The organism is Olleya sp. YS, assembly GCF_029760915.1.
GTDB lineage: Bacteria > Bacteroidota > Bacteroidia > Flavobacteriales > Flavobacteriaceae > Olleya.
Genome location: NZ_CP121685.1, coordinates 2,068,465 through 2,094,882 on the forward strand (window position 1 = coordinate 2,068,465; position 26,418 = coordinate 2,094,882).

Sequence of the window (26,418 nt, forward strand, 5' to 3'; positions counted from 1 at the left end):
TTATTCAGTCACCTTATCAAATGCTTCTTTTCCACCAACAATAGGAATAGTCAATCTAGTTTTATCTAAGTCGACAGTTAATTCGGTTCCAGGTTTTGGATGAATAGTAAAGTCTTTATCACTAGAAAATATAATTAACCCAATGCGTTGTCCAGCTCTAATTATTTGATCATCAGGTTGTAATTTAAAGGTCAAATCATAAAATTTTCTTGGTTTTAAAGGCTCGCTTTTTGATAAGGATTCGTGGTTTTGTGGATCTGCCCAACCACGTGTTATAATATTATTTGTTATCAATTTTGCGTCTTCTTCCCAAGGAAGTGACACCAACCAAACCGATAGGTTTGCAGCAGATTTACTACTTGATACACTAATGGTAATTTCTGCTTCACCAGAAATATGAAGTGCTTCTTTTAGCTTTGATGTAGTATATAATAATCTGTTTTTAGAACTTGTAGCCTGTGCATGGTCTTTACCAGAGACATTAAAATCATCCACAAGCATTTCAGTTTTTTGACGTTTGTTTTGTTTTAGGGAGAGCATTCCAACGTCGTTTCCACCTTTATTTAAAAATAATGTTACGTTTTTCGCTTCAGGATTTGGGTATGCTTCATAAGCAGTAGGTTGGTCGCGTTTATCATTCTCGCGAACAATCCAAGCTTGTTTATCGTTTTCTACTCCATTTTCAATACCATGTAAATAGCGAGTAAACCAACGATTCATCATGGTTATAGGTGGTGGTCCACCATGTCCATTTTGATGATAATAGATTTGTGTAGGTAAACCCATTGCTTTTGCTTTTTGGTAAATACGGTTACTGTGTTCTGGCATCACATTCCAGTCGTTAAAACCATGAGACATAAGCAAAGCAGCTTTCATATTATCCATTTGATTTAAGTAATCGCGTCCAGCCCAAAAATTGTTATAATCTCCAGTCAGTCTATCCATTCCGTTAGCCATTTCGGTATCTCTTATCGTTTTATTGTTGTATGGACGTTTACTCTCGTCTCCACTATGTATAAAGTCATATAGCACATCAATATCTTCACCTAAATAACCTCCTGGATGACGTACCAAACCATTAGATCTATAATAATGATAATAAGACGTATTTGGTGCAATTGGGATAATGGCTTCTAAACCATCTACACCAGTTGTAGCAGCTGCTAAAGGAAGTGTCCCATTGTAAGACGTACCAGTCATACCTACTTTTCCTGTGGTCCAAGTCGCCTTAACTTCTTCGTTGCCATCAGGTGTGGTATAGCCTTTAGCACGACCATTTAACCAATCAATAACTGCTTTTGGTGCTAAGGATTCGTTTTCGCCACCAACCGTTGGAGCACCTTGCGATAATCCAGTGCCAGGAGAAGAGGAGTGTACCACAATATAACCACGTGGTACCCATTTCATGATATGTGAATTGGAGATAATTGGACGTTGTCCAAAACGTTTGACTTCTGGATGCACACGCTCTACTTTTGCAGGTTCGCCTAATTCATGCTCGACGTCCCACATTAAACCAGGTACGTCTTGCGCAACACCAGCAAAGTAGGGACTAGTTACATAGACTACAGGTAGTTTTAAGCCTTCCGTATCGGTTTGTTTAGGTCTGGTTACCGACACGTGTACACGATCTAGTTGGTCATCACCATCTGTGTTAAAAGTAGTTTCTACCCAAAGGTCATGTCTAATCCACTCTTTATAATCGCTAAATCCTTTAACGATTTGTGCTTCTCCATTTTCAAAAACCGGAACAGTTTTGTCTTGAGCAAAACTTACGGTTGTTACTAAAAATAGGATTGAAAAAAGACTTAGAATTGTTTGTTTTTTTGTCATCATAACTGCTTATAACGTTTGTTGGTACAAGTTAGTTATTTTTTAGGAATAGGGAAGGGGTTAATGTTAAGGAAAGATAAAAGTTTTGATTGAGTTTTAGTGGAGTTGTTTAACTTTTAGTTATCACAAGTTTTCAATTCGCTATATCAAATGTTTAACGAAGTTACTTGTTTTTTGCTAGATAATCAATATAAACAACTACGTATTTTAGTAACTAAAAAACCACCTGAAAAAGGTGATTTTTTGATTTTAGAATAGTGTTATTACTAATTCGCTATTGTCTCTTTTTTATATAACTTATAAAATAGGGTTGGTAAAAATCCAAAGTTCAGTAGCAGAAATCCTATAAATAAAATAATTCCAGAGAAAGGCCAATGCATAATTTTAAATAAGATGGCAGTACTTAAGGTAAACAAGGCTAAAAAGCCTAAAACATAAACTGATTTTTTCATTTTGATTGATTTTAATTAATGTTCGTAATTATGATTGATATTTAAGTGTTTTTTCTTTGTATTTATTGTAAAAGTAAACTGGTAGAGTGATAAGTATTAAAAGCATAAATCCTAGTAATAGCATTATGCTGGCATATGGCCAATGCATAATTTTAAACAGGCTACCTATTGCTATAAGTATGGCTGTTAAACAACTACTAGCAAATAATAGTTTATTTCGGTTTTTGGCTGATTTGAAATACAACTGCACATTGGTCTCTTGTTGGATTTGATTGATATTTAGATAACCTCCAAATTTGTTTATTGCATTTTGGTAAGCTGTTTCAAAATTGGCATGATCTGTATTTTCTATATAGGTACATATGTGGTCTAAAATGTCTTCTTTTAGTGCTTCATTTTTTAAGCCATACAACTCTAAGTTATTAGAGATATAATCAATGTGTTGATCTGTTAGTCTCATTTTAAAGTAGTTTTTGGGTTAAAGATTAATGACAGTGTATTAATAAAATCGTTAATCTGGTTGGTTTGTTCAGCTATAACTTGTTTTCCAGATTTAGTAACACTATAATATTTACGTACTCGTTTGCCTATGTATACTTTTTCTGTTTCTAAAACCTTATTGCTTTCTAGCTTGTGCAAAATAGGGTATAAAGCACCTTCAGAAATGTCTATTTTACCTTTTGTAAGTTCTTTTACTTTTTGTGTAATCTCATAACCATACATTTTATCATGCTGACTTAACAGTTTTAAAATGATAGGTCGAAGTGTTCCTTTTGTGAGTTCTTTACTATACATATGACAAATATACACTTTTTTTAAATACATTTTAATAAAATGCATTATTTTTTCTCAGACATAAAAAAACCACCTACAAGAGGTGGCTTTTTAATTTCCGCGACAGCGAAAAATTATTTTGATTATGATATTGCTTACTTTATCATATCATAGCTACGCTTAATAAAGTCGCTTAACTCTTTTCCTTTTAATAAGCCTTGAGATAAACGTGCTAAGTCTAAACTTTGATTAATTAAACGTTCTTGTTTTTTTAGTCTTAGTATTTAAAAATTTTATTAAAGCAATAATTTTTCTTTTTTTAAATAATCAATAATTTTCATTCCTAAAATTGTCGATTTTAGTTGAAAAAAGCTTTCAGCTTGAAAAGCAATTCCTCTGTGTAATGACTCTTCTCTCTGAAAAATAGTTTTAGAATTACTATTTTCATCAATATCTTCAGAACTCCAAACAATCATACTTGTTTGTTCATTTCCAATTGTAAATCCACAGACATATGTTTTATTTTCATGAATAAATAAAAGAGGAGCGCCAGATATTCCTCGAGGACACATATAAGAAAGTTCGTAATGAGCAGGAACTTTAGGGAATCTATGATAATACCCTACTAAAGTTATATAGCCTTTATAACTTCTTATTAAAACTTCTGAGTGTTCATTATCGAATCCATATGCGTAGCCAGTACTAACTACATTATTAAGCATATTAAGTTTTTGAGAAAACCAAGGATAAGCTTTTGCTCTTGGGATTGAAGCAGTTAAAATTCCAGAATCATTTTCTTTAAAAATTTCACTTTGTCCTATTTCAACAAAAGACATAGTTTTATCTTCATTTTGATATCCTAAAGCTATAACGTCTTGTTCATATGCGCTTTCAATTGTGTGGGCACATGTTATAAAATAATTATTCTTTATATAAAAAGCTGTTCCAAAAATATTTACAGGATTGAATCTACCATGTTTTGTTTTGTTTCCTCCAAAAACAGGGAAAACTATGTCATAAGCAATTGGTTGATTTGTGTTAGTACTCATTATCAGTTCTATTTAATAATAGCAGTTTGGATATTACTATTTTCTAAGCTAATAAAGTTAATAAACTTTAACCCATTATCTTTCACTCTATTAGGGAAAGTAAATAGGGTGTCTAAATTACCCTGTTCTAAAACTTTATTTTTTATCCATATTAACCTCAAATCAGACAACTCTAGAAAAGCTGCCTTAATTATTTCAAAATTATAGCCTGGGATTAATTCTGGAATTAGGTTTTTAAAATTTATATCTTGATGGTTAGTTTCTGAAATGTACTTATCATTAATTGAAGTTAAGTCTATATTATAATAGGATAAATAATTTTCTGGAGAAATCATCAATGTAAGAATTTTGATATGTAATTCATTTAAACTATTTAATAATTCTAAATAATATTCTTTCTCATTCTGTGTTGTTTCAAAATCTAAAGTTGAATTTATTAATAGTGCTTTGAATGCAACTAGCTTAGTTTTTTGATAGTTTTCTCTTACACCTTTAATGCAACTATTTAGAATAAATTCAAACTCTTCGGAATTTAAATATTCTTGATTTACTTTTTTTAAGCAATTACCTAGGCTTGAGAGAAGCTCAATTACTCTTTTATTGCTTTTTTCAGAATGATTAGCAGTTGTTAACGATATTATTCCATCAGTATTTGGTAATAAAGATAATGTTGGTTTTAATTTTTCTTCAATTTTTTCTGATAAAAATAATTTACTCTTTTTCTTCATTTTAGATTCCTAGTATCTTTTAAAATTAAATATCGATTTTTTTCTATAAATATTAAGGATACTAACTAAGTATTTATATATCCAAAAAAACTATCTCAAGAGATGCTTTTTGTGTGAAAAAAAGTAAATAAAATTATTTATATATTATATCTATAATTTGCCCATTAACATTTAATGTTTTTATAGGGTCGTTTTTTGGTATTGATGCTGCAAATTCAATAAAAAAAGTTCCTTTTTTATTGGGTTTTAATTTTTGATGGAACCTATTGAATCTACCTGTTAATTTCATTGCTTTAACTACATAATCTATGTTGATGAGGTTTAAATTTTTATCATATAAAAATATTTTTTCAAAGTCTATGGTTTGCTCATTATTTGATTTATTTTCAAACTTAAATATGAATGAAATAAAACGGGTTCCTTTTTTTGACACGTATGTTACATTACCTCTGTTTGAGGTTCTTGATTTAGAAATTTTTTGAATTGAAAATTTTAAACTTTCAGAATAGTTGTATGTGTGGCTTTTGTCTAACTTTTGTTTTTTTTGATTTGTACCACCTAATGTAACTAATAAAAAAATAAGCAATATGTTTTTCATAATCTTTTGATTTTTTTAAATGTACTTATTTTTTCTAAAACTAAAAAAACCACCTACAAGAGGTGGCTTTTTAATTTCCGCGACAGCGAAAAATTATTTTGATTATGATATTGCTTACTTTATCATATCGTAGCTACGCTTAATAAAGTCGCTTAACTCTTTTCCTTTTAATAAGCCTTGAGATAAACGTGCTAAGTCTAAACTTTGATTAATTAAACGTTCTTGTTTTTTTCTAGTCTTGGTATTTAAAATTTCATGGACCAGCTCTGAGTTTGTGTTTACTACCAAGTTATACATTTCTGGCATGCTACCAAACATGTTCATACCACCACCTGTAGCTTGCATCTCTTTCATACGACGCATAAATTCCGGTTGTGTAATCATAAATGGTGTTGCATTGCTATCCATAGCTTCTAATTGCACCATAAATTTTTCTGAAGGCACCACATCTTTTAATAGCTCGTCCAACGCTTTGGTTTGGTTTTCGTCTAATTTAGAAATAGCTGTGTCTTCCTTCTGGATTAACTTATCAATGTGGTCTGCATCGACACGAGCAAAGCTTATTTTTTCTTTAGTAGTTTCTAGCTTTTGCATAAAGTGTGACACAATTGGGCTGTCTAATAATAACACCTCATAACCTTTATCTTTTGCTGCCTCAATGTAGCTGTGTTGCTCGTCTGCGTTGCTTGCATACAAGATAACTAGTTTATCATCTTTGTCGGTTTGATTGGCTTTAGTTTTATTGTATAATTCCTCATAAGTGTAATACTTACCATCTACTGTTGGGTATAAGGTAAATGCTTCTGCTTTTTCAAAGAATTTGTCATCAGACAACATACCATATTCTATGACGATTTTAATATCGTTCCATTTAGCTTCAAAATCTTCTCGATTGTTATTAAACAACGATTTTAATTTATCGGCTACTTTACGCGAGATGTAAGAGCTTATCTTTTTAACTGCACCATCTGCTTGTAAGTAAGAACGAGACACGTTTAATGGGATGTCTGGACTGTCAATCACACCACGTAGCATGGTTAAAAATTCAGGCACAATACCCTCTACATTATCTGTTACAAACACTTGGTTTTGATATAACTGAATTTTGTCCTTTTGCATCGCCATATCCTGAGTCATCTTAGGGAAATATAAGATTCCTGTCAGGTTAAATGGATAATCTACATTTAAATGAATATGAAATAAAGGATCTTCAAATTGCATTGGATACAACTCACGATAAAAGTTCTTATAGTCTTCATCTTCTAACTCTGTTGGTTGTTTAGTCCAAGCAGGATTAGGGTTGTTAATAATGTTATCTACTGTTATTTTTTTCTGAGGTTCGGTAGTGTCTTTACCGTCTTTGTCCTTTGTTGTTTTAGGTGTGTGATCAGGATCGTTAACTTCTTTTGTTCCAAACTTAATTGGTATTGGCATAAACTTGTTATACTTACTTAACAAGCTGCTAATACGCGCTTCTTCTAAAAATTCAGTAGAGTCTTCTGCTATATGCAAAATAATCTCTGTACCTCTGTCTGTTTTGTCATGTGCCTCTAAAGTAAACTCTGGTGAGCCATCACAAGTCCAATGTGCAGCAGGCTCATCTTTATGCGATTTGGTAATAATTTCTACCTTATCTGCCACCATAAAAGCCGAGTAAAATCCAAGACCAAAATGTCCTATAATACCAGAATCTTTAGCACTGTCTTTGTATTGGTCTAAAAACTCTTCAGCACCAGAAAACGCGACTTGGTTGATATATTTTTCAACCTCTTCTGCTGTCATCCCTAAACCTTGGTCAATAATGTGTAGTTTTTTACCTTCTTTATCAATTTTAACTTCAATAATAGGATTGCCATAATCCGATTTAGTTTCACCAATACTAGCTAAGTGTTTTAGCTTTAAGGTTGCATCGGTAGCGTTACTAATTAGCTCACGTAAAAAGATTTCGTGATCACTATACAAGAATTTTTTAATGAGTGGGAAAATGTTTTCTACTGAAACGTTAATATTTCCTTTTGCCATGATTTAATTATTTGATATTCCTACATAGGCAGGAATCTGTTTAAACTTAATTTTATTACTATGGTCTATTAGTCAACAAAAATGCCAATTGCTTAAAAGTGACAAACTGACACGACTAATCTACAGAATGAAAAAAAGACTTCGTTTAGAATTAAAGTTTAAATATTGGTAATTGAAAATTTTGTAGCTGAATGATTAAATTTGCTTTATATTTAATTCGTAAATGAAATTTCCGATGCTTCGGAATAAAAAACAGAAGTTTTATGTACAATTCAAAAATTATAGGTTTAGGTAAATATGTACCAGACAATGTGGTGACTAACGATGATTTATCCAAACTAATGGATACAAATGACGCATGGATTACTGAGCGTACTGGAATAAAGGAAAGACGCTGGGTCAAAGAAGGAAGCGGTGACACTACAGCAACTATGGGAGTAAAAGCTGCCAAACAAGCTATAGAACGTGCTGGTATAGATAAAGACGATATCGATTTTATCATTTTTGCCACTTTAAGTCCAGATATGTATTTTCCTGGTCCAGGTGTGCAAGTACAACATGCTTTAGACATTAAAACAGTTGGTGCTTTGGATGTACGTAACCAATGTTCTGGGTTTGTTTATGCTGTATCTGTTGCAGATAATTTTATTAAAACTGGTATGTATAAAAATGTATTGGTTATTGGTAGCGAGCTGCATTCTCATGGATTAGATAAAACTACAAGAGGACGTGGCGTGTCAGTAATTTTTGGTGATGGAGCAGGAGCTGCAGTACTTACACGTGAAGAGGACACTACTAAAGGGATTTTATCTACACACTTACATAGCCAAGGTGAACATGCAGAAGAGTTAGTGGTTAAAGCACCAGGAATGGGAACCCGTTGGGTTACAGATATTATTACAGAAAACGATCCAAATGATGAGAGCTACTTCCCATACATGAATGGACAATTTGTATTTAAAAATGCTGTAGTCCGTTTTAGTGAAGTTATAATGGAAGGTTTGGCTAAAAATAATTTAGGAAAAGATCAAATTGACATGTTAATTCCGCATCAAGCTAACTTACGTATCGCCCAATTTATACAGAAGAAATTTGGACTGAGTGACGACCAAGTCTTTAACAATATCATGAAATACGGAAATACAACAGCAGCTTCTATACCTATTGCTTTAACCGAAGCTTGGGAAGAAGGAAAAATTAAAGATGGAGATAATGTAGTGCTAGCTGCTTTTGGTAGTGGATTTACTTGGGGAAGTGTGATAATGAAGTGGTAATTTATTTCTGCGAAAGCAGCAATCTCATGAATATGAGTTAGGTTTTACATTGAATCTTATTAACATCAATAAATTGATAAGTCTTTCTTTCTCGCAACTACAAAAAAAACAAAAGCCCGAAACATTTGTTTTGGGCTTTTAATAAACTAACCATTTAAACTAAACTTTATAAATACGTTGGTTTTTTGTGAAGACTAATTCAAATAAAATATAAAACGATTTATTGTTTGTTTAATAGTAAGACGCCTAAAAACAGATTTTATTACACTGATTTTCAATATTTAACGTCTTTTTAACATACTTAAAGTAATAAACACAAAGTTGTGTTAAAACAAAAACCCAAAGTCGATCAGGCTTCGGGTTTTCTTATTTAGCAACCAAACATTTACACTAACCATCAACTGTATGGATGGTCACTAAATACCTTCTAGAAGTTATTGTTAATATTATAAAAATCCACCACCTTGTGCTTCATTCTTATCACGTTGCTTTCTTGATTTAGCTCTGTAATTTCCTCCACCAAATCTATAAGATAATCCTGCAAAAATAGTTCGGCTTTCCCAATTAAAAGCACCTGTCTGTCTAAATGGATTGTCACCTTCAAATGCAAATTGCATGGTGTCAAACACATCGTTAAAATTTAAACTAAAACTACCTTTGCCATCAGCAAAACTCTGTCTTGCTCCTAAATTAACAAAGTACATTGGCTTCATAGTAAACTGGATGCCTTTGTTTTGTCCTCTATAAAATCCAAAAGCAGATAAAGATAACGTCTTAGTAACTTTAAAATTATTAAACATTCTCAAGTTCCAAGCTACGTTATCTACTGCCAGTTTTTGAGTAATGATGTCATCTGCTGTAGCAGTTTCAATAGGTGCATTTAATACTTCGGTAATTCCATTTTGTGTTTGGCTGTACAAATCAAAACTTCCGTTAAAACTCCACCATTTTGTTGGTCTGTAGTTGCTAGATAATTCTATTCCGTAAGAGGAGTTGTTATTAAAATTGTCAAAAGTTAAAATGATTCGGTTTAAATTATTTCTATCTATAAACACTGCTCTATTAATTTCATCTTCAATAATTCTGTAAAATACACCAGCAGTAATACTTCCTTTTTCAAGTTGACGTGTATAATTAGTTTCAAACGAATTGGTAAATTGTGGTTGCAAGTTTTGATTACCAAAAGATGAAATTAAAGGTGTACTCCACTCTCTAATAGGGTTAACTTGTCCAACTCCAGGTCTATCTACACGACGACTATAACTAAACTGATAGCTGTTTTTTTCTGTAGGTGAATAAGTGAAAAATGCTGAAGGATACAGTTGAAAGTAATCGTTGGTAAACGGAATAACTTCTGTAGTAGTATCCGCAAATAATTGCACTGCATCTGATTGCTCTTTAACATTTTCTAATCTAACACCCACTTGATAGGTAAACTTTTCTAGTTCTTTTCCATACGTGGCATAAGCAGAAAAGATATCTCTAGTATAATCAAAATCTGTACTTGGTGTTGGAATAAACTCATCACCATTATTTGGTGTCATATCTTGATTTGGATTTGCTGAAAACCCTGTAGAGCTATAATCTATTTTAGAATCAAATAACAAAGCTTGTAACCCTAATTCTAATTTAGAACTGTCGCTTAGCGGATTAATATAATCTAGGTTAACAGTGGTTAAGTCTCTGTCTGTGTCTACAAAATCTAAATAGTCTTGTGTTTGCGTAAAACCTCTAAATCTAAAGTCTGCATCTTCATCTTGATTAAATCTATTGTAGTCTACTTCTAATTCTATATTATGACCTTCTTTGGCAAAATCTAACTTGTAATCAAAATTATATTGTCTTGAGATGTTACTGTTATCTGTAAAAAATAGTTGTGTTTGATTAAACGACTGGTCGTCATAAAAAACAATATTTGTTGGACCTTCATTACTGCTATCTGATGAGTTTTGACTAGTAAATACCGAAATAGTATTTTTTTCATTTAAATAGAAATCGACGCCAACTTTATACAGATGGTTTTCGGTTGCATCTAAAAAATTAAAAAACTGTTCAGAATTATCATCTGGTCTAAAGATGTTTCCGTAATTCTGATTCTTGTTAATATTATTTCCGTAGTTACCATACAGGTTGACTTTTCCGTTTCTGTAATTCATATCAATAGAGCTATTAAACTTAGCATTTTCTTGATATGCTAATCCTAAATTGATATTACCGTTAAACCCAATTTTTACATTTTTATGTAATATGATATTGATAATTCCACTCATTCCCTCTGGATTATATTTAGCAGATGGGTTGGTAATTAATTCTATACTTTTTATTGAGGTTGAAGGTATTTGCTTTAGTAATTGTGCTGCTGGAATATTTGACAGTTTTCCATCAACCATAACACGCACATTTTGGTTGCCACGTAAGCTTATATCACCAGTCTGTTGGTCGACACTTACAGATGGTAGGTTATTCATAATATCGCTAGCGGTAGGTCCAGAAGTGGTTAAATCTTTTCCAACGGTAATAACCTTTCTATCTACTTTTTGTTGTATAGTTGAGGTTTCTGCAACTATAGTAACTTCATCTAAGTTAGTTGAAGCTTCTTCTAAATTTATAGTTCCTAAATCTATTGTTCTATTATCTTTAGAAATAACAATAGTTTTTGTTTGTGGTAAAAACCCTAAATATTCAATACTGACAGTGTTAGAACCTTCAGGTATCTGATTGACTTCAAATTGCCCATTATCATTTGTAATTCCTCCAGTAATTAGCTTATTATTTGTGTCTTTGACAATAATGTTTACATAAGGTAAGGGTTGGTTGAGAGTTGCGTCTAATACATTACCAGTAATAGTTCCAATTTTGGGTAATGCTTCCGCATTGTCTTGTGCTTGTAAGCTAAAGGCTACCAATAGCAATACAAAGGTGAGTAGTTTTTTCATTTTGTTGATTGATTTGTTTGATTGATGACTTGTGGTTATATTTTAAAGACGCTTTTTTTATCAAACTGTTACTGTATATTTACATTTTATTGAAATTTTAACATTTATGAGTAAAAAAACATTGGTATTAGGGGCTTCATTAAAACCTGATAGATATAGTAATATGGCTATTAGAAAATTAGTTAATTATAATCAAGAAACTGTTGCTTTTGGTATGAGGTCAGGAGAAGTAGCAGGCGTACCAATAGATACAGAATTAGTGGATTATAAAGATATTGATACGGTTACTTTGTATCTAAACCCAACTAGGCAGCAAGAATACTATGACTATGTAGTAAATTTGAAACCTAAACGCGTAATTTTTAATCCAGGTACAGAAAATCCAGCGTTTTATACTATCCTAAAAGCGCATAACATTACTTTTGAAGTGGCTTGTACTTTAGTTTTGTTAAGTACTAATCAGTATTAAGATTTTTGTAATAAATCATTGATTAATACTCCATACTCATTTATTTTAAAATGAATTTTCTTTGGAGGAGGTGTCTTTTTTTCACTGTAAAAAAAAACTTTTCCATCTATACCAATATTATCTAATAAACCTAGATTATAAAGTTGATGTTTATCAAATTCTGAAACCTGATCTTCTTTATATATTTTTCTTATTTTTTCTAAATCAGATAAATAACCTTTATTGATTACATGAGATAATCTTAGAAACATTTCATAGTTTATTTTCTCTTCAATAGTAAATTTAAAGAGTTTTCCTATGAGTTTAGATTTAGTATAATTATCGTTTTTGTCAATTATTAATAATAAATTTTCTTCAATTCTATTACTGTATTTTTTACTGTTATTTATTTTTTCAATAAAAGATATTCTTTTTTGTCTAGGAATAGGTTTTAGTTCTAATAAAAAGTTTAAAATTTTCTTAAGTAAAATTTTATCTCTTAAGCCAATACCAATATTTTTAATGCTTATCAGCGTATTAATTACTGGAATATCTTTTAATATTCCGTCTTCTAAAAACTCATCTATACCAATCTCAATAAGTTCTGAAGTAACATTTTTTAATTCATCTGAAATTATTGATTTTCCTAAAGAATTTTTTATATAAATTACTGATTTGAAATGGTTTTTTTAGAAATCAACCACAAGCCTATAAAGGTAATCAACCCATTAAGCGGAAGTATTTCCCAATGGAAAGCGTATTTCCCAATAAAACTATCTGGGAAATTTGCTGGTAATTCTGTAATGATGTAGGTAATAATTATGGATGCCAATCCAATAACCCAAGCCCACTTGTCTTTAATTTGTCGCTTAGTTAGTATTCCAAAAGCAAATAAACCAAGCAGTGGACCATAAGTAAAAGTTGCAAATTTAAATAGGTTATTGACGACGCTACCTTCCAATTCATTAAAAATTATAACGACAATAATTAATACCAAGGACACACCAATATGTACTTTTTTACGTAATGGTTTTTGTTCGGCTTTTGGCAATTTTTCAATATTTAAAAAATCTATAGAAAATGAGGTGGTTAAAGAGGTTAATGCACTATCTGCACTACTGTAAGCTGCAGCTATTAATCCTATTAAAAAAGTAATTTGTAACCCTAGTCCTAAACTTTGATTCATAGCTATTTCTGGAAATAATAAATCGGTTCTAACTTTTTCGTCTACAACAGGAATGTTAACTCCAAATTGTTCAGCATAGATAAATAAAAGTGCACCAAGAGATAAAAAGATAACATTAACAAACACTAATAACACGGACATACTAAACATGTTTTTCTTAGCGTCTTTAGGGTTTTTACAGGTTAGGTTTTTTTGCATCATATCTTGATCTAAACCTGTCATGGCTATGGTTATAAAAATTCCGCCAATAAAATACTTCCAGAAATATATTTTACTATTAACATCCTCAAAAAAGAATAATTTACTTTTAGCTTTAAACGCGTTTTGATTAAAAATCTCTGTGACAGACCAATCTAATTTATTAACAATTAAAACAATTGCAACAATTACTGAAGTAAGCATTGCTAAAGTCTGTAACGTATCCGTCCAAACTATGGTTTTAATTCCACCACGATTAGTATATAACCAAATTAATGCTATAGAAATTACTACAGTTATCCAAAACGGAACACCAAGTTTTTCAAACACAATATACTGCATGGCTAAAGCCACTAAAAATAGTCTAAATGCAGCACCTGTAACACGAGATAATAAAAAGAAAAAGGCACCTGTTTTGTAACTAGTAGTTCCAAAACGTTGTTCTAAATATTGGTAAATAGAGGTAACATTTAACCTGTAGTATAATGGAAGTAGAACTAGCAAAACCACCAAATATCCTACAAAAAAACCAAAAACCCCTTGCATGTAGGCAAACTGCTGACCTTCTACCAAACCAGGAACAGAGATAAAGGTCACTCCAGATAAAGAGGCGCCAATCATTCCAAAAGCCACCACATACCAAGGTGATTGTTTTTTAGCTTTAAAAAACACGTCGTTAGAATCGTCTTTACCAGTAAAATAAGAAATGAGTATTAGCACACCAAAATAGGCAGCAATCAATAAAAGGATTTGTATTGAAGTCATAAAGTTAGTTTAACACTGCCAAAATACAAAATAAGTTAAAAGTACTTGGAGTTATAAGTATTTAAAGTTTTAATACTTATGGTTTTGTTTTGTAAGATGAAAACAATTTTTTTATTCGCAAATTAGTGTCGAAAGTAGTAATTTCGCAGATATGGAATTTTCATCAAAACTTCTTGAAAACGCAGTTAACGAAATCTCACAATTACCAGGTATTGGTAAGCGTACTGCATTGCGTTTGGCGTTACATTTGTTGCGTCAACCTAAACAGCACACGCACAATTTAAGTCACGCCTTGCTCAATATGGTTAACGATTTAAAATTCTGTACGTCTTGCCATAATATTAGCGATAACGATTTATGTGATATTTGTGCCAATCCGTTACGTAAAGACAATGTAATATGTGTTGTAGAAGATGTTAGAGATGTTATGGCTATTGAAAATACTGCATCACATAAAGGCTTGTATCATGTGTTGGGCGGAAAAATTTCGCCTATGGATGGTATTGGTCCTCACGATTTAAACATTAACAGCTTAGTTCAAAAAGTACAAGCAGGACAAGTCAAAGAGCTGATTTTTGCATTAAGCCCAACTATGGAAGGTGATACAACTAACTTCTATATTTACAAGCAAATTAAAGATTTTGAGGTACAGACGTCTACGATTGCTAGAGGAATTTCTGTTGGTGACGAGCTAGAATATGCAGACGAAATCACTTTAGGACGAAGTATTATAAACAGAATTCCGTTTGAGTCTTCACTAAAACTATAGCTGTTTTACATGAAGCTATCCATTATCATATTAAACTATAACGTACGCTACTTTTTAGAATTGTGTTTGCAAAGTGTAGAAGCAGCCATTACAAATCTAGAAGCAGAAATCATTGTGGTAGACAACAACTCGCAAGATGATAGTTGTCAAATGGTAAAGCAAAAATTCCCAAACGTTTTACTCGTTGAGAATAAAGAAAATTTAGGTTTTTCAAAAGGGAATAATAAAGGTGTACAATATGCGAAAGGCGAGTATTTATGTATTCTAAATCCAGATACAGTTGTCCCAGAAAACTGTTTTGAGGAGTTATTTGAATTTTCAAAAATTAAAAACGATTTAGGCCTATTTGCCTGCAGATTAATTGATGGTACAGGTGTTTTTCTGCCAGAAAGTAAGCGTCATATTCCAACTCCAACGGTTGCTATTAAAAAAATATTAGGTTTTGACACTTCTTACTATGTGTCAGAATTAAAAGATAATTCCACAGGAATTGTTCCAGTTTTGGTTGGTGCATTTATGATGGTAAAAAAAGATGTTTACAATCAAGTTGGCGGTTTTGATGAAGACTATTTTATGTATGGAGAAGACATTGATTTGTCCTACAAGGTGCAACAAGCAGGTTTTGATAATATGTACTATGGACCAGTTCAAGTCATTCATTTTAAAGGTGAAAGCACATTAAAAGATGCTAATTACGCCAAGCGGTTTTATGGAGCTATGCAGATTTTTTACAAAAAACATTTTAAACGCAATGTGCTGTTTGATGGACTGGTTTGGTTAGGTATTAAATTGGTAAAATATTCTAAAAATATCGCTTTCGCGGAACGTAAGCCAGTATCAAACTATGTTTTGGTATCTGATAGAACTTATCCAGATTTGGAAGTCGCTGTATCCAAACCAATTAAGGTGGTTTCAGAATTATCTAATACAGAAAGTAATACACAGGTAATATTGGATGCTAACTACTTAAGTTTTAAAAGCATCATTGAAACACTATCAAATTCAGAAAAAAATAAAAACATAAGCTACAGAATTATTCCAAAAAACTCTAATTTTATCCTTGGAAGCGATTCGTCAACAAGTAGAGGCGAAGTGCTTCACTTTTAATAGCTTGTAAAATGATAAATAATAATCAGTAAAATGTTCTATTTTTTATTAATTTTGCAATTCAATACAACAAAAAGACTATTAGATTATTAATATGGCAAGATTTGAACTTAAATTACCAAAAATGGGAGAAAGCGTTGCGGAAGCAACCATTACCTCTTGGCTAAAAGAAGTTGGAGATACTATTGAAATGGACGAAGCAGTATTAGAAATTGCAACAGACAAAGTAGATAGTGAAGTCCCAAGCGAAGTAGATGGTGTTTTAGTTGAAAAACTATTCAACGTGGATGATGTGGTGCAAGTTGGTCAAACCATAGCTGTTATTGAGACAGAAGGTGATAGTGAAGCAGTAACCGAAGCACCAAAAGTAGAGGCTTCACCAGAACCATATCCTGTTGCAGTACAGGAGGTTGCTAAAACAGTAGAAGTTGCACAAGACACTGCTGCACCAATTGCATCTAATGGAGACCGTTTTTATTCGCCATTAGTAAAAAATATGGCTAAAGCCGAAGGGATTTCGCAATCAGAATTAGATGCTATTCCAGGAACAGGAAAAGATAATCGTGTGACTAAAAACGACATGATTGCTTATTTAGAGAATAGAGGGAAACAACCTGCAAAAGCTGAAACTACAATAAGTACACCATCTGCTGCTTCAAAGCAAGATAAACAAACAGAAGCACCAGTACAATTTGCAGCAGGAGATGAGATTATAGAAATGACCAGAATGGGCAAATTAATTGCACATCATATGGTAGAATCTGTTCAAACTAGTGCACACGTGCAAAGTTTTATAGAAGCCGATGTGACTAATATCTGGAATTGGAGAAAGAAAGTAAAAGACGGGTTTATGAAGCGCGAAGGCGAAAACCTAACCTTTACACCCATCTTTATGGAAGCTATTGCAAAGTCATTACGTGACTATCCAATGATGAATATTTCTGTGCAAGGAGATAAAATTATTAAAAAGAAAAACATTAATCTTGGTATGGCAGCAGCTTTACCAGATGGCAATTTAATAGTACCAGTTATTAAAAATGCAGACCAACTAAATTTGGTTGGTATGACCAAACAAGTAAATGACTTAGCAGGTCGTGCTAGAGATGGTAAATTAGCTCCAGATGACATCCAAGGTGGAACTTACACAGTAACCAACGTTGGTACGTTTGGAAGTATTATGGGTACACCTATTATTAACCAACCACAAGTTGGTATTTTAGCTTTAGGTGCCATACGTAAAGTACCAGCAGTTATCGAAACACCAGATGGTGATTTTATAGGCATCCGTTATAAAATGTTTTTGTCACACAGTTACGACCATAGAGTGGTTAATGGAGCTTTAGGAGGGCAATTTGTTAAAGCGGTTAAGGATTATTTAGAGTCTTGGGATGTGAATCGTGAGATTTAGACTAATTACTTTGAAAAAAGGAATCTCATTATAATAATTAAAAAAGCACAATTTTAGAATTGTGCTTTTTTATATCTTAAATTTTAGTTTTTGGAGTTTCGTTTAACGGTCTCGGCTAAGAGTAGATGGGTGGCTAAGCATTTAACTTTGCAAGTACACACCAAGCTGAAAATCTGCGAGGATTTTCAGAAGTAGGCGAGAACAAGCAATTGCTTATAGCCAATGTTGTGCATAGTTTTTATTCATTCCACAGTCGATTCATATAATCTTTATCAGAATCATTTGTAATAAAATATGTCCAATTTGATTCATCCGCAATTAAAAAATTAAATGTAACGAACTCTTTCTTGTTTCCGTTTTCGAATACTTTTAATTTATACTGATAAGTCGGGTGAAATATTGAGTCCAAAATTCCATCTCGATAGTCAGAAACTTTGCTTTTATTCCAGTCTTTTATAAATCGTTCAGTTTTAATTCGGTTGAGTTTTTTTGTTTTGTTTGGGTCAATTCTAGAAACTATTATAATTGAGTCAACTTTTTGTATTTCAATTTTAGTCTTTTGAGATTTAAATTCCGTTATTTTTTTATCACATACATTAATTATCAAATATTGTCCATTTTTGGGCTCAAATCGAATGTTACAAGAGTCAAATTTATAACCGCTACTTGCAATAAATTCTCCGTTCTTTTTCAAGTCAAGAGGATAGTAATGTGGTCCAGCCCAACCAAGACATTTATTTTCAATTATTTCATATTCATTGATTGTCCAAGTGTAACTTATTTCGCAGTCAGCTCCATAAGCCTCTCCAAATAAATTAAGTGCTTTTTTCGAAATGAAAAATCCTCCAATTAGTATTATTCCAAATACAATTGATAAAATTATTAATGTTTTTTTACAACCTTGATTCATTTAAATTATGCACAATGTCTCTGATAAAAAATCGTTTTAATGTTTTTTATCAATCGTTAAACGAAGTTAGTTGATTTTTTTAACTAAGTCAAGGTAAGATTAATTATTAGTAGCACGCTTAGCAATCAACCTGATTTGTCCCATGTGGTTGGCTTGGTGCTCCATAACGTGGTACCAAGCCCAATGGTTATTCATACTGCTACCTTTTACCATAGATTTAAACCATGTGTCGTCCTTGGTTTTTAGCAATCTATAGGTGTCTTTACGTACCTCGTCCCACAGATCAAGATAATATTGTATTGGTTTCCCTCTTAATTGTTCGCGTCCTACATCTCCTAAGTTTAAGGCTACACTCCATTTTTCAGCTTCCTCTTTGTTAAAGCTTCTGTTTTCAAAGGTATAGACTTGATAATATTTTTCGGTAGCAGCAAGATGGTATATCATAGCTCCAATTCGGTTAGCTTTATCATCTAATAAAAAGTCGGTTTCTTCTTGGCTTAAATATTGAACACTGCTTGTTACTCGTGCTTTTAAGTCGTCAAGCATAGATACCACAATTCCAATGTTTGGTGTGTATCCTTTTTTGGTTTCAATGGTATTCTGTGCAACTGTAGTACTAAAAAACAGTAAAAGCACTAGGCTAAAATTTAATTTTATTGTTTTCATAATATTGATTTTTAGAAAGTTATAAAATTAAAACGTCAAAATTCTAAATTTAAGTATCAAAATTTAAAATCTTAATTAAGCCTATCACTCTAAACTTGACTAAAGATTTTTAAAATAATATTATAAATCCATCAGACCAAAACCCTCAGGAGCTTTCTTAGAATTAACTTTATTGTATGTCCAGATGTAAATTGTTTTGACGACATTAGAATCTAAATCAAGTAAGTTGTATTGGTCCACTGGAGTTTTCAATATTTTATTTTGAAGTGATCCAGCTCTTTCCCATGAATATTGAGATGAACCAGGTTTTATATATACTAATCTTCCTAGATATTCTCTGGAGTCTGGAATACTAGAAAATGGAATTGGGTTGTTTGGAGACAAACCAAATTCGCCTTCTCCATTTGGTAACTCTTCTAGTTCTGTGCCTTCTTCATCTCTTAATAATTCCATTTGTTTTTTCATTTCTTCAAAAAAAGAATCCGAATCTATTTCATCTTTAGTCTTTCTAGATTTTGATTTAAAAAAATCGAATAATCCCATACTTTTAATGGTTTAGTTTAAAATTAATTTAGTTGTTTTTCATTTAAAGCTAAGCCTAATTAAATCCATCCCTCAACGCTTGAATAAAATCTTCTAAGCTTTCAATATCATTATACAATTGGTCTTCAATTTTTAAAATTGGGATGTTATTAAAGTCACTTTTAGGCTTAATAGCTTTAAATTCTTTAATTATTTTATTGTAGTTGGTGGTGTCTTGATCCAAATTATACTCGGTGTAACCTATCTTGTTTTTAGTTAAAATATGTTTGGCATCTGGACAAATACTACAATCGTCTTTAGTGTAAAGTGTGACTTTTTTATTTTTTAATTCTCGGTCTAATTTAAAGTCTATAATTTCAAAATCTTTATCAACTTCTAAGCTGTAAGATACTTCATTTACCACCAAAATATAAGTGTAATTACCAGGTTTATCATTCAGTTTTACCATGGTTAGGACTTTCTTTTTGCTATTTCCTGGAATGGTTTGTAAGATAGGTCTCTCGCTACTACGTCTAAAATCGTTAGTATCTACTTTTAAAAACACATCGTAAGAGATAGAGTCCGTATTTTCAATAAATAACTCATAGCGTTTGCCTATAATTTCTTCATTTAACTTAACGTATTTATGGTCGTTTTGAGAAAAAGAAGTTAGAGATAGTAAAGCAAAAAATAATAGGGTAAAGTTTCTAATCATTTTAAAAGTATTACAAAGTAAAAGTAACAGATTACATTTATATTTGCATAAATCATTCCAATAAATTCATATATGACGTTAAACTTAACAAAACCCATTTGCTTTTTCGATTTAGAAACTACAGGAGTTAATATTACTAACGATAGAGTAGTAGAAATTTCTATATTAAAGGTATTTCCAAACGGAAATAAAGAAAGCAAAACGTGGTTGGTTAATCCAGAAATGCCTATTCCACCTGTAGTCTCTGCAATACATGGTATTACAGACGATAGAGTAGCTAATGAGCCTACTTTTAAAGAATTAGCATCAGAAATTAATACTATGATTAAAGATGCGGATTTGGCTGGATTTAATTCTAATCGTTTTGATATTCCGCTTTTAGCGGAAGAAATGCTGCGTGCAGGAATAGATTTTGATATGAAAAGTCGTGTGGCTGTAGATGTACAAACTATTTTTCATAAAATGGAACAACGTACACTTAGTGCTGCCTATAAATTTTATTGCGATAAAAGTTTAGAAAATGCACATACAGCAGAAGCAGATACTTTAGCAACCTACGAAGTTTTAAAAGCTCAAGTCCAGCTTTATGACGAGTTGGAAAATGATACCAAATTTTTAGCCGAGTTTAGCTCGCGTAAAAAGTTTGCTGATTTTGCAGGATTTATAAGTTACAATAAAACAGGTCAAGAAGTATTTTCTTTTGGAAAACATAAAGGAAAACTGGTTACAGATGTGTTAGATCAAGAACCAGGATATTTTGGTTGGTTGCTAAATGCAGACTTCCCATTATATACAAAAAAAGTACTAACAGCAATCAAGTTAAGAGCATTTAATAATAAGCTGGATTAAGTAAAGAGTATTGAAAAATATCGATATTATAATTTGGACTATTTTTTTATCTGCTACATTTAGTGTAGTTTTTTATATATACTATAAAAAAAGTAAAGCAAAAGATATTGAAAATTATAATTCAGATGTAAGAAAATTAATTAAAGCAATTAATAATAATCACAAAGAAGGGATTGTAATTTATGGTAATAACGTCCTATGGAATTATTATTTGAAATCAGACGACTTAGATTATTTGATAATATGTCTTGAGAAATATATTGAAGAATCCTCAGAATTAAAAAAACTATACGATTCTTGTATCGATAAAAAAATTCATAGAAACACTTCACATTATAGAAAATATTGGGTATTATAATAAACAATCCAAACCATGAAACTAATCTGCATAGGTCGTAACTACACAGACCATATAAAAGAACTAGAAAACGAAAAACCTACAGACCCAGTAGTGTTTATTAAGTCAGACAATGCCATTTTATTAAAAAAGCAACCTTTTTTTATACCAGATTTTTCTAATGATGTACATCATGAGGTAGAGGTTTTGGTAAAAATTAGTAAATTAGGAAAGCATATCGATAAAAAATTTGCACACAAATATTACAAGCAGATTGGTTTAGGTATCGATTTTACTGCACGAGACTTACAAAAGCAATTAAAAGACAAAGGATTACCTTGGGAAAAAGCAAAATCTTTTGATGGCGCAGCAGTGATAGGTACATGGTTAAGTAAAGAAGAATTTTCTGACGTCAATAATATCAATTTTAGCTTAGAAAAAAATGGAAGTGTGGTTCAAACCGCAAATACAAGCTTAATGTTGTGGAAAATTGACGAGTTAATCGAATATGTATCAAAATATTTTACTTTAAAGATAGGAGATATTATATTTACCGGAACACCTGCTGGAGTTGGCAAGGTAGTTGCTAACGATAAACTAAACGGATTTATTGAGGATAAACAATTATTTTCAATAACAGTAAAATAATACATGGAACAACATTACAAATTACACAGATTAAAAGAATTAGCAGATAACGATCAAGAATTTATCTTAGCATTAGCAGCCACTTTTATTGAAGAAGTGCCAGGAGATGCTAAAGTGCTTAAAATAGCTGTAGAAAATAAAAACTATTTGTTAACCTATCAAACGGCTCATAAAATGAAACCTACAGTAGATATGTTTGAACTAGGAATCTTAGACGATTTAATTGAGGTGCAAGATTGGGGGAAATATGAGCAAACAGATAAAGACATCACAGATAAATTAAATAAAGTTTTAGATGCTGTAGAAAAAGCAACTACAGAAATTACTCAAGATTTTAATTTGTAATGCTAGCCGAAATAATTACTATTGGTGACGAAATCTTAATCGGACAGATAGTAGATACTAATTCCGCCTTTATAGGTAAAATGTTAAACACCATTGGTGTTTCTGTTTATCAAATCACATCCATTCAAGACGACAAAGACCATTTACTAAAAGCTTTTGCTGAAGCAGAACACAATGCAGACATCATTATTGTTACTGGTGGTTTAGGTCCTACCAAAGACGATATCACTAAGCATACTTTATCTCAGTACTTTAATGATACGTTAGTACAAAATGATGCTGTTTTACATCACGTTGAGTATTTGTTTAAAAAGTATATCAATCAACCTATTTCAGATATTAATCGTAAACAAGCACTAGTACCTTCAAAAGCTAAAGTGCTTATGAATCGTTTTGGAACTGCTCCAGGTATGTGGTTAGAAAAAGGTAATAAAACCTTTATCTCGCTTCCAGGTGTACCTTACGAGATGAAAGCACTCATGGAAAATGAAGTCCTTCCTAAATTATCTCAAAAATATAAGCGTCCTTTTATTCTGCATAAAACCATTTTAACCTATGGTTTAGGTGAAAGTGCAATTGCAGATCGTTTAGAAGCTATAGAAGATAATTTGCCTAAACATATCAAACTAGCCTATTTACCTAGTTTAGGACGTGTTAGATTACGATTGTCAGGCAAATCAGATAACGAAGATAGTTTAGCACAAGACATTCAGCAACAAGTTGATAATATCTTACCACTTATTAAAGATATCTTTGTTGGTTTTCAAGACTCTAATGAAGGTCTAGAACAAATCATAGCCAAACAACTAACCAAATCAGGTCAAACGTTAGCATTAGCAGAAAGTTGTACTGGCGGAAAGTTAGCCGAACAATTTACAGCACATTCTGGTGCGTCTGCATTTTTTAAAGGAGCTATTGTTAGTTATGCTACCCAAACTAAAATAGATGTTTTAGGTGTGTCAGAAGATTTAATTAAACAACATTCTGTAGTTAGTGCTCCAGTAGCTAAAGCTATGGCAATTAATGTAAGAGAAAAATTAAAATCAGATATTGCTATTGCAACAACAGGTAATGCTGGACCAACTAAAGGCGATTCTGATGCTGAGGTTGGTACAGTTTTTATAGCAATAGCTACAAAAAACGGAGTAGTAGCGCACGAATTTACCATGGGAAATCATCGCGAACGCGTTATAAATAAAACCGTAAATAAAGCGTTAGAGTTACTCCAAAAAGAAATTTTTTAAAATTAATTATTTAGCTATTGTCAAATAGTAAATTATTAGTATATTTGCACCTCGATTTTTAGTAACATAATTTAAAGTTATAAAGTAATGTCAAGAGTTTGTGAACTTACAGGAAAAAAGGCAATGGTTGGTAACAACGTATCTCACGCAATGAATAAGACAAAGCGTAGATTTGATGCTAATTTAATAAAAAAACGTTTTTATATTCCTGAAGAAGATAAGTGGGTAACTTTAAAAATATCTACATCAGCATTAAAAACTATCAATAAAATCGGTATCTCTGCTGCATTAAAAAAAGCAAGAGCTAACGGATTTGTAAAATAATTGCCCAACAGGTAAAGAATTATAATTATGGCAAAGAAAGGTAATAGAGTACAAGTAATATTAGAATGCACAGAGCATAAAGAGTCTGGTAAACCAGGAACTTCTCGTTATATTACAACTAAAAACAAAAAGAACACTCCGGACAGAATGGAAATTAAAAAATTTAATCCAATCTTAAAGAAAATGACTGTTCATAAAGAAATTAAATAATATTCTTTAAGTAAAGAATAAAAAAGTATTAGACATGGCAAAGAAATCAGTAGCATCATTACAAACAGGATCTAAAAGATTAACAAAAGCAATTAAAATGGTAAAGTCTCCAAAAACAGGAGCTTACATGTTTGTTGAATCAATCATGTCACCAGAATTAGTAAAAGATTTTATGAAAGACAACTAGTCTTACATCAAAACACAACATACAAAAGCTACTTTCTATTAGAAAGTGGCTTTTTTGTTTTTAAAATATTGCGTTTCTTTACCAAGTAAAACTATGACAATGTAGCAGTCTATTAAATTAGGCGCTAAAATTGTAATAGGCTAATCAAACATATCAATTAAAAAACACATGAGTTTTTTTAAAAAAATATTCTCCTCAGATAAAAAAGAAACCTTAGATAAAGGTTTAGAAAAATCAAGTACCAGTTTTTTAGGCAAGCTTAGTAAAGCAGTTGCAGGAAAATCTAAAGTAGATGATGATGTTTTAGATAACTTAGAAGAGGTTTTAGTCTCTAGTGACGTTGGTGTTAATACGACTTTAAAAATCATCGAACGTATCGAAGCACGAGTTGCTAAAGACAAATATTTAGGGACAGACGAGCTGAATAAAATTCTTCGTGAAGAAATTGCTGGCTTACTGTCAGAAACTAATTCTGGAGAAGACACGGAGTATACCATTCCTGACTTACCAAAACAAGACAATGGAAACAAAACACCTTACGTCCTAATGGTCGTTGGTGTAAATGGAGTTGGTAAAACAACCACTATAGGTAAGTTGGCCTACCAATTTAAAAAGAAAGGCTTAAACGTGGTTTTAGGTGCAGCAGATACCTTTAGAGCTGCAGCAATAGACCAATTACAAGTGTGGGCAGATCGTGTAGATGTGCCAATGGTACGACAAGATATGGGTAGTGATCCAGCATCTGTTGCATTTGATGCCTTACAATCTGGTGTATCACAAGATGCTGATGTTATTATTATCGATACAGCTGGTCGTTTACATAACAAAGTTAATTTAATGAACGAGTTAACAAAAGTAAAACGTGTCATGCAAAAAGTAATTGGTGATGCACCACATGATGTATTATTAGTTTTAGATGGTAGTACAGGTCAAAATGCTTTTGAGCAAGCTAAGCAGTTTACAGCTGCTACAGAAGTGACTAGTTTAGCAGTAACTAAATTAGATGGTACTGCAAAAGGTGGTGTGGTGATTGGTATTAGTGACCAGTTTCAAATTCCAGTTAAATATATTGGAGTAGGAGAAGGTATTGAAGACTTACAAGTCTTTAATAAATTTGAGTTTGTAGATTCTTTCTTTAAGTAGATGAACTCAACTTCAGATAGATTATTCAGAATCATAGCAATTTTTATAATTCTATATTCTACCTTAGTTCTAATTACTACTGTATATACTACAATTCAAACATACTTTAATCTAGACAATCCTTTAATACCTGAATATTTAGTTTATTATTCATTATTTCCTTTAGTATTTATAATTCCTATTTTTGGTTTTAGTATTTGGTTTAGTTGGAAAAGCCTTTATAGTACTAATGCTAATAAAGTTATCATATTGATACTTTTAGGTATTTGCATTTTTCATTTTACTTTTCCAGACTTAGTTTATGATTTTATTCATAAATTTAATCCTTATGGCACATAATATATTACATGATTTAGTTATCAAAGTAGCTCCAAAACAAGTGTTTGATGCAGTGACACAACCTGAACACTTAAATAATTGGTGGACATTAAAATCATCAGGTCAACCAGAATTAGGAGCAGAGTATAATCTTAATTTTACTGATAAATACGATTGGTATTGTAAGGTTTCAGAAGTGGTTCCAAACCAATCTTTCTATCTAAAAATGACACAATCCGATCCAGATTGGATGCCAACTACTTTTGGTTTTAATCTTAAAAATCACGACAATGGTACGTTAGTCGAGTTTTCGCATAACGACTGGCAATCCAACAGTCATCACTTTAGACATAGTACTTATTGTTGGGCTTTACTACTTAAAGGCTTAAAACAATATTTAGAAAACCATATCATCCTTCCATTTGAAGCTAGAGGTTAATTTCCTTTTTGTAT

30 protein-coding genes are annotated in these 26,418 nt (G+C 31.7%); 15 read left to right on the forward strand and 15 right to left on the reverse strand.

The window, feature by feature from the left end; all coding sequences use genetic code 11:
- The 8 genes from Ollyesu_RS09460 to htpG all read right to left on the reverse strand — a co-directional run bounded on the left by Ollyesu_RS09460 (position 1) and on the right by htpG (position 7,456).
- Positions 1–1,833 carry a Xaa-Pro dipeptidyl-peptidase gene (locus Ollyesu_RS09460; RefSeq protein WP_279300980.1) on the reverse strand — a complete coding sequence of 611 codons (1,833 nt, stop codon included), beginning with the start codon at positions 1,831–1,833 and terminating at the stop codon, positions 1–3.
- Between the two features lie 266 nt (positions 1,834–2,099).
- Positions 2,100–2,285: a hypothetical protein gene (locus tag Ollyesu_RS09465; RefSeq protein WP_279300981.1), complete on the reverse strand. Its 186-nt coding sequence runs from the start codon at positions 2,283–2,285 to the stop codon at positions 2,100–2,102.
- 28 nt (positions 2,286–2,313) lie between these two features.
- Positions 2,314–2,745 carry a hypothetical protein gene (locus Ollyesu_RS09470; protein WP_279300982.1) on the reverse strand — a complete coding sequence of 144 codons (432 nt, stop codon included), beginning with the start codon at positions 2,743–2,745 and terminating at the stop codon, positions 2,314–2,316.
- Positions 2,742–3,080, reverse strand: a complete 339-nt coding sequence (locus Ollyesu_RS09475; protein WP_279300983.1) for a PadR family transcriptional regulator — start codon at positions 3,078–3,080, stop codon at positions 2,742–2,744. Before Ollyesu_RS09475 ends, Ollyesu_RS09470 begins: the two co-directional genes overlap by 4 nt.
- Positions 3,081–3,355: 275 nt before the next feature.
- A complete protein-coding gene (locus Ollyesu_RS09480; RefSeq protein WP_279300984.1) occupies positions 3,356–4,108 on the reverse strand; it encodes a hypothetical protein in 753 nt (250 codons plus the stop codon).
- An 8-nt stretch (positions 4,109–4,116) separates the two neighbouring features.
- A complete protein-coding gene (locus Ollyesu_RS09485; protein ID WP_279300985.1) occupies positions 4,117–4,836 on the reverse strand; it encodes a hypothetical protein in 720 nt (239 codons plus the stop codon).
- Positions 4,837–4,969: 133 nt separating this feature from the next.
- A complete protein-coding gene (locus tag Ollyesu_RS09490) occupies positions 4,970–5,434 on the reverse strand; it encodes a hypothetical protein (protein WP_279300986.1) in 465 nt (154 codons plus the stop codon).
- A 114-nt stretch (positions 5,435–5,548) separates the two neighbouring features.
- Positions 5,549–7,456, reverse strand: coding sequence for a molecular chaperone HtpG (gene htpG / locus Ollyesu_RS09495; protein WP_279300987.1), 1,908 nt, complete (start codon positions 7,454–7,456; stop codon positions 5,549–5,551).
- A gap of 263 nt (positions 7,457–7,719) precedes the next feature.
- Here htpG and Ollyesu_RS09500 point away from each other — a divergent pair, with 263 nt between their 5' ends.
- Positions 7,720–8,730, forward strand: a complete 1,011-nt coding sequence (locus Ollyesu_RS09500) for a ketoacyl-ACP synthase III (protein WP_279300988.1) — start codon at positions 7,720–7,722, stop codon at positions 8,728–8,730.
- Positions 8,731–9,176: 446 nt separating this feature from the next.
- On the opposite strand, the gene Ollyesu_RS09505 is transcribed toward Ollyesu_RS09500, so the two are convergent.
- Positions 9,177–11,666, reverse strand: a complete 2,490-nt coding sequence (locus Ollyesu_RS09505; RefSeq protein WP_279300989.1) for a TonB-dependent receptor — start codon at positions 11,664–11,666, stop codon at positions 9,177–9,179.
- Between the two features lie 106 nt (positions 11,667–11,772).
- Between Ollyesu_RS09505 and Ollyesu_RS09510 the strand changes: the two genes are divergently transcribed.
- Positions 11,773–12,135, forward strand: coding sequence for a CoA-binding protein (locus tag Ollyesu_RS09510; RefSeq protein WP_279300990.1), 363 nt, complete (start codon positions 11,773–11,775; stop codon positions 12,133–12,135).
- Here Ollyesu_RS09510 and Ollyesu_RS09515 read toward each other — a convergent pair.
- Together Ollyesu_RS09515 and Ollyesu_RS09520 are read right to left on the reverse strand one after the other, a co-directional pair.
- Positions 12,132–12,386: a hypothetical protein gene (locus Ollyesu_RS09515; protein WP_279300991.1), complete on the reverse strand. Its 255-nt coding sequence runs from the start codon at positions 12,384–12,386 to the stop codon at positions 12,132–12,134. The two genes, Ollyesu_RS09510 and Ollyesu_RS09515, sit on opposite strands and share 4 nt — an antisense overlap.
- Before the next feature lie 395 nt (positions 12,387–12,781).
- Positions 12,782–14,263: a sodium:solute symporter gene (locus tag Ollyesu_RS09520; RefSeq protein WP_279300992.1), complete on the reverse strand. Its 1,482-nt coding sequence runs from the start codon at positions 14,261–14,263 to the stop codon at positions 12,782–12,784.
- Between the two features lie 151 nt (positions 14,264–14,414).
- On the opposite strand from Ollyesu_RS09520, the gene recR reads away from it, so the two are divergent.
- The 3 genes from recR (at position 14,415) to Ollyesu_RS09535 (ending at position 17,547) form a co-directional block, all read left to right on the forward strand.
- On the forward strand, positions 14,415–15,032 hold the full coding sequence (recR, locus tag Ollyesu_RS09525) for a recombination mediator RecR (protein ID WP_279300993.1): 618 nt from the start codon (positions 14,415–14,417) through the stop codon (positions 15,030–15,032).
- A 9-nt stretch (positions 15,033–15,041) separates the two neighbouring features.
- Positions 15,042–16,139, forward strand: coding sequence for a glycosyltransferase family 2 protein (locus tag Ollyesu_RS09530; RefSeq protein WP_279300994.1), 1,098 nt, complete (start codon positions 15,042–15,044; stop codon positions 16,137–16,139).
- Between the two features lie 94 nt (positions 16,140–16,233).
- Positions 16,234–17,547, forward strand: a complete 1,314-nt coding sequence (locus Ollyesu_RS09535) for a dihydrolipoamide acetyltransferase family protein (RefSeq protein WP_279300995.1) — start codon at positions 16,234–16,236, stop codon at positions 17,545–17,547.
- 238 nt (positions 17,548–17,785) lie between these two features.
- On the opposite strand, the gene Ollyesu_RS09540 is transcribed toward Ollyesu_RS09535, so the two are convergent.
- The 4 genes from Ollyesu_RS09540 to Ollyesu_RS09555 all read right to left on the reverse strand — a co-directional run bounded on the left by Ollyesu_RS09540 (position 17,786) and on the right by Ollyesu_RS09555 (position 20,360).
- Positions 17,786–18,457: a hypothetical protein gene (locus Ollyesu_RS09540; protein ID WP_279300996.1), complete on the reverse strand. Its 672-nt coding sequence runs from the start codon at positions 18,455–18,457 to the stop codon at positions 17,786–17,788.
- A 99-nt stretch (positions 18,458–18,556) separates the two neighbouring features.
- The gene (locus Ollyesu_RS09545) at positions 18,557–19,123 is read right to left on the reverse strand and encodes a DUF664 domain-containing protein (RefSeq protein WP_279300997.1); all 567 of its coding nucleotides are present in this window, start codon (positions 19,121–19,123) and stop codon (positions 18,557–18,559) included.
- A gap of 120 nt (positions 19,124–19,243) precedes the next feature.
- The gene (locus Ollyesu_RS09550) at positions 19,244–19,666 is read right to left on the reverse strand and encodes a hypothetical protein (RefSeq protein ID WP_279300998.1); all 423 of its coding nucleotides are present in this window, start codon (positions 19,664–19,666) and stop codon (positions 19,244–19,246) included.
- Positions 19,667–19,721: 55 nt separating this feature from the next.
- The gene (locus Ollyesu_RS09555) at positions 19,722–20,360 is read right to left on the reverse strand and encodes a glutaredoxin domain-containing protein (RefSeq protein ID WP_279300999.1); all 639 of its coding nucleotides are present in this window, start codon (positions 20,358–20,360) and stop codon (positions 19,722–19,724) included.
- A 72-nt stretch (positions 20,361–20,432) separates the two neighbouring features.
- Between Ollyesu_RS09555 and Ollyesu_RS09560 the strand changes: the two genes are divergently transcribed.
- The 10 genes from Ollyesu_RS09560 (at position 20,433) to Ollyesu_RS09605 (ending at position 26,404) form a co-directional block, all read left to right on the forward strand.
- Positions 20,433–21,209: a 3'-5' exonuclease gene (locus Ollyesu_RS09560; protein ID WP_279301000.1), complete on the forward strand. Its 777-nt coding sequence runs from the start codon at positions 20,433–20,435 to the stop codon at positions 21,207–21,209.
- Between the two features lie 10 nt (positions 21,210–21,219).
- Positions 21,220–21,567: a hypothetical protein gene (locus Ollyesu_RS09565; RefSeq protein ID WP_279301001.1), complete on the forward strand. Its 348-nt coding sequence runs from the start codon at positions 21,220–21,222 to the stop codon at positions 21,565–21,567.
- A gap of 15 nt (positions 21,568–21,582) precedes the next feature.
- Positions 21,583–22,194 carry a fumarylacetoacetate hydrolase family protein gene (locus Ollyesu_RS09570; RefSeq protein WP_279301002.1) on the forward strand — a complete coding sequence of 204 codons (612 nt, stop codon included), beginning with the start codon at positions 21,583–21,585 and terminating at the stop codon, positions 22,192–22,194.
- Positions 22,195–22,197: 3 nt separating this feature from the next.
- Positions 22,198–22,539 carry an Hpt domain-containing protein gene (locus Ollyesu_RS09575; RefSeq protein WP_279301003.1) on the forward strand — a complete coding sequence of 114 codons (342 nt, stop codon included), beginning with the start codon at positions 22,198–22,200 and terminating at the stop codon, positions 22,537–22,539.
- Complete coding sequence (locus Ollyesu_RS09580) at positions 22,539–23,783, forward strand: competence/damage-inducible protein A (RefSeq protein WP_279301004.1); 1,245 nt, start codon at positions 22,539–22,541, stop codon at positions 23,781–23,783. The genes Ollyesu_RS09575 and Ollyesu_RS09580 overlap by 1 nt, the downstream gene beginning before the upstream one ends.
- A gap of 87 nt (positions 23,784–23,870) precedes the next feature.
- A complete protein-coding gene (gene rpmB / locus Ollyesu_RS09585; RefSeq protein ID WP_111660560.1) occupies positions 23,871–24,107 on the forward strand; it encodes a 50S ribosomal protein L28 in 237 nt (78 codons plus the stop codon).
- Between the two features lie 27 nt (positions 24,108–24,134).
- A complete protein-coding gene (gene rpmG, locus Ollyesu_RS09590) occupies positions 24,135–24,317 on the forward strand; it encodes a 50S ribosomal protein L33 (RefSeq protein WP_028282775.1) in 183 nt (60 codons plus the stop codon).
- Positions 24,318–24,351: 34 nt separating this feature from the next.
- Positions 24,352–24,504 (forward strand): DUF4295 domain-containing protein, encoded by a 153-nt coding sequence (locus Ollyesu_RS09595; RefSeq protein WP_111660559.1) that lies wholly within the window; start codon positions 24,352–24,354, stop codon positions 24,502–24,504.
- Between the two features lie 168 nt (positions 24,505–24,672).
- Positions 24,673–25,647, forward strand: a complete 975-nt coding sequence (gene ftsY, locus Ollyesu_RS09600) for a signal recognition particle-docking protein FtsY (RefSeq protein ID WP_279301005.1) — start codon at positions 24,673–24,675, stop codon at positions 25,645–25,647.
- A 328-nt stretch (positions 25,648–25,975) separates the two neighbouring features.
- On the forward strand, positions 25,976–26,404 hold the full coding sequence (locus Ollyesu_RS09605) for an SRPBCC domain-containing protein (protein WP_279301006.1): 429 nt from the start codon (positions 25,976–25,978) through the stop codon (positions 26,402–26,404).
- Positions 26,405–26,418: the final 14 nt, after the last annotated feature.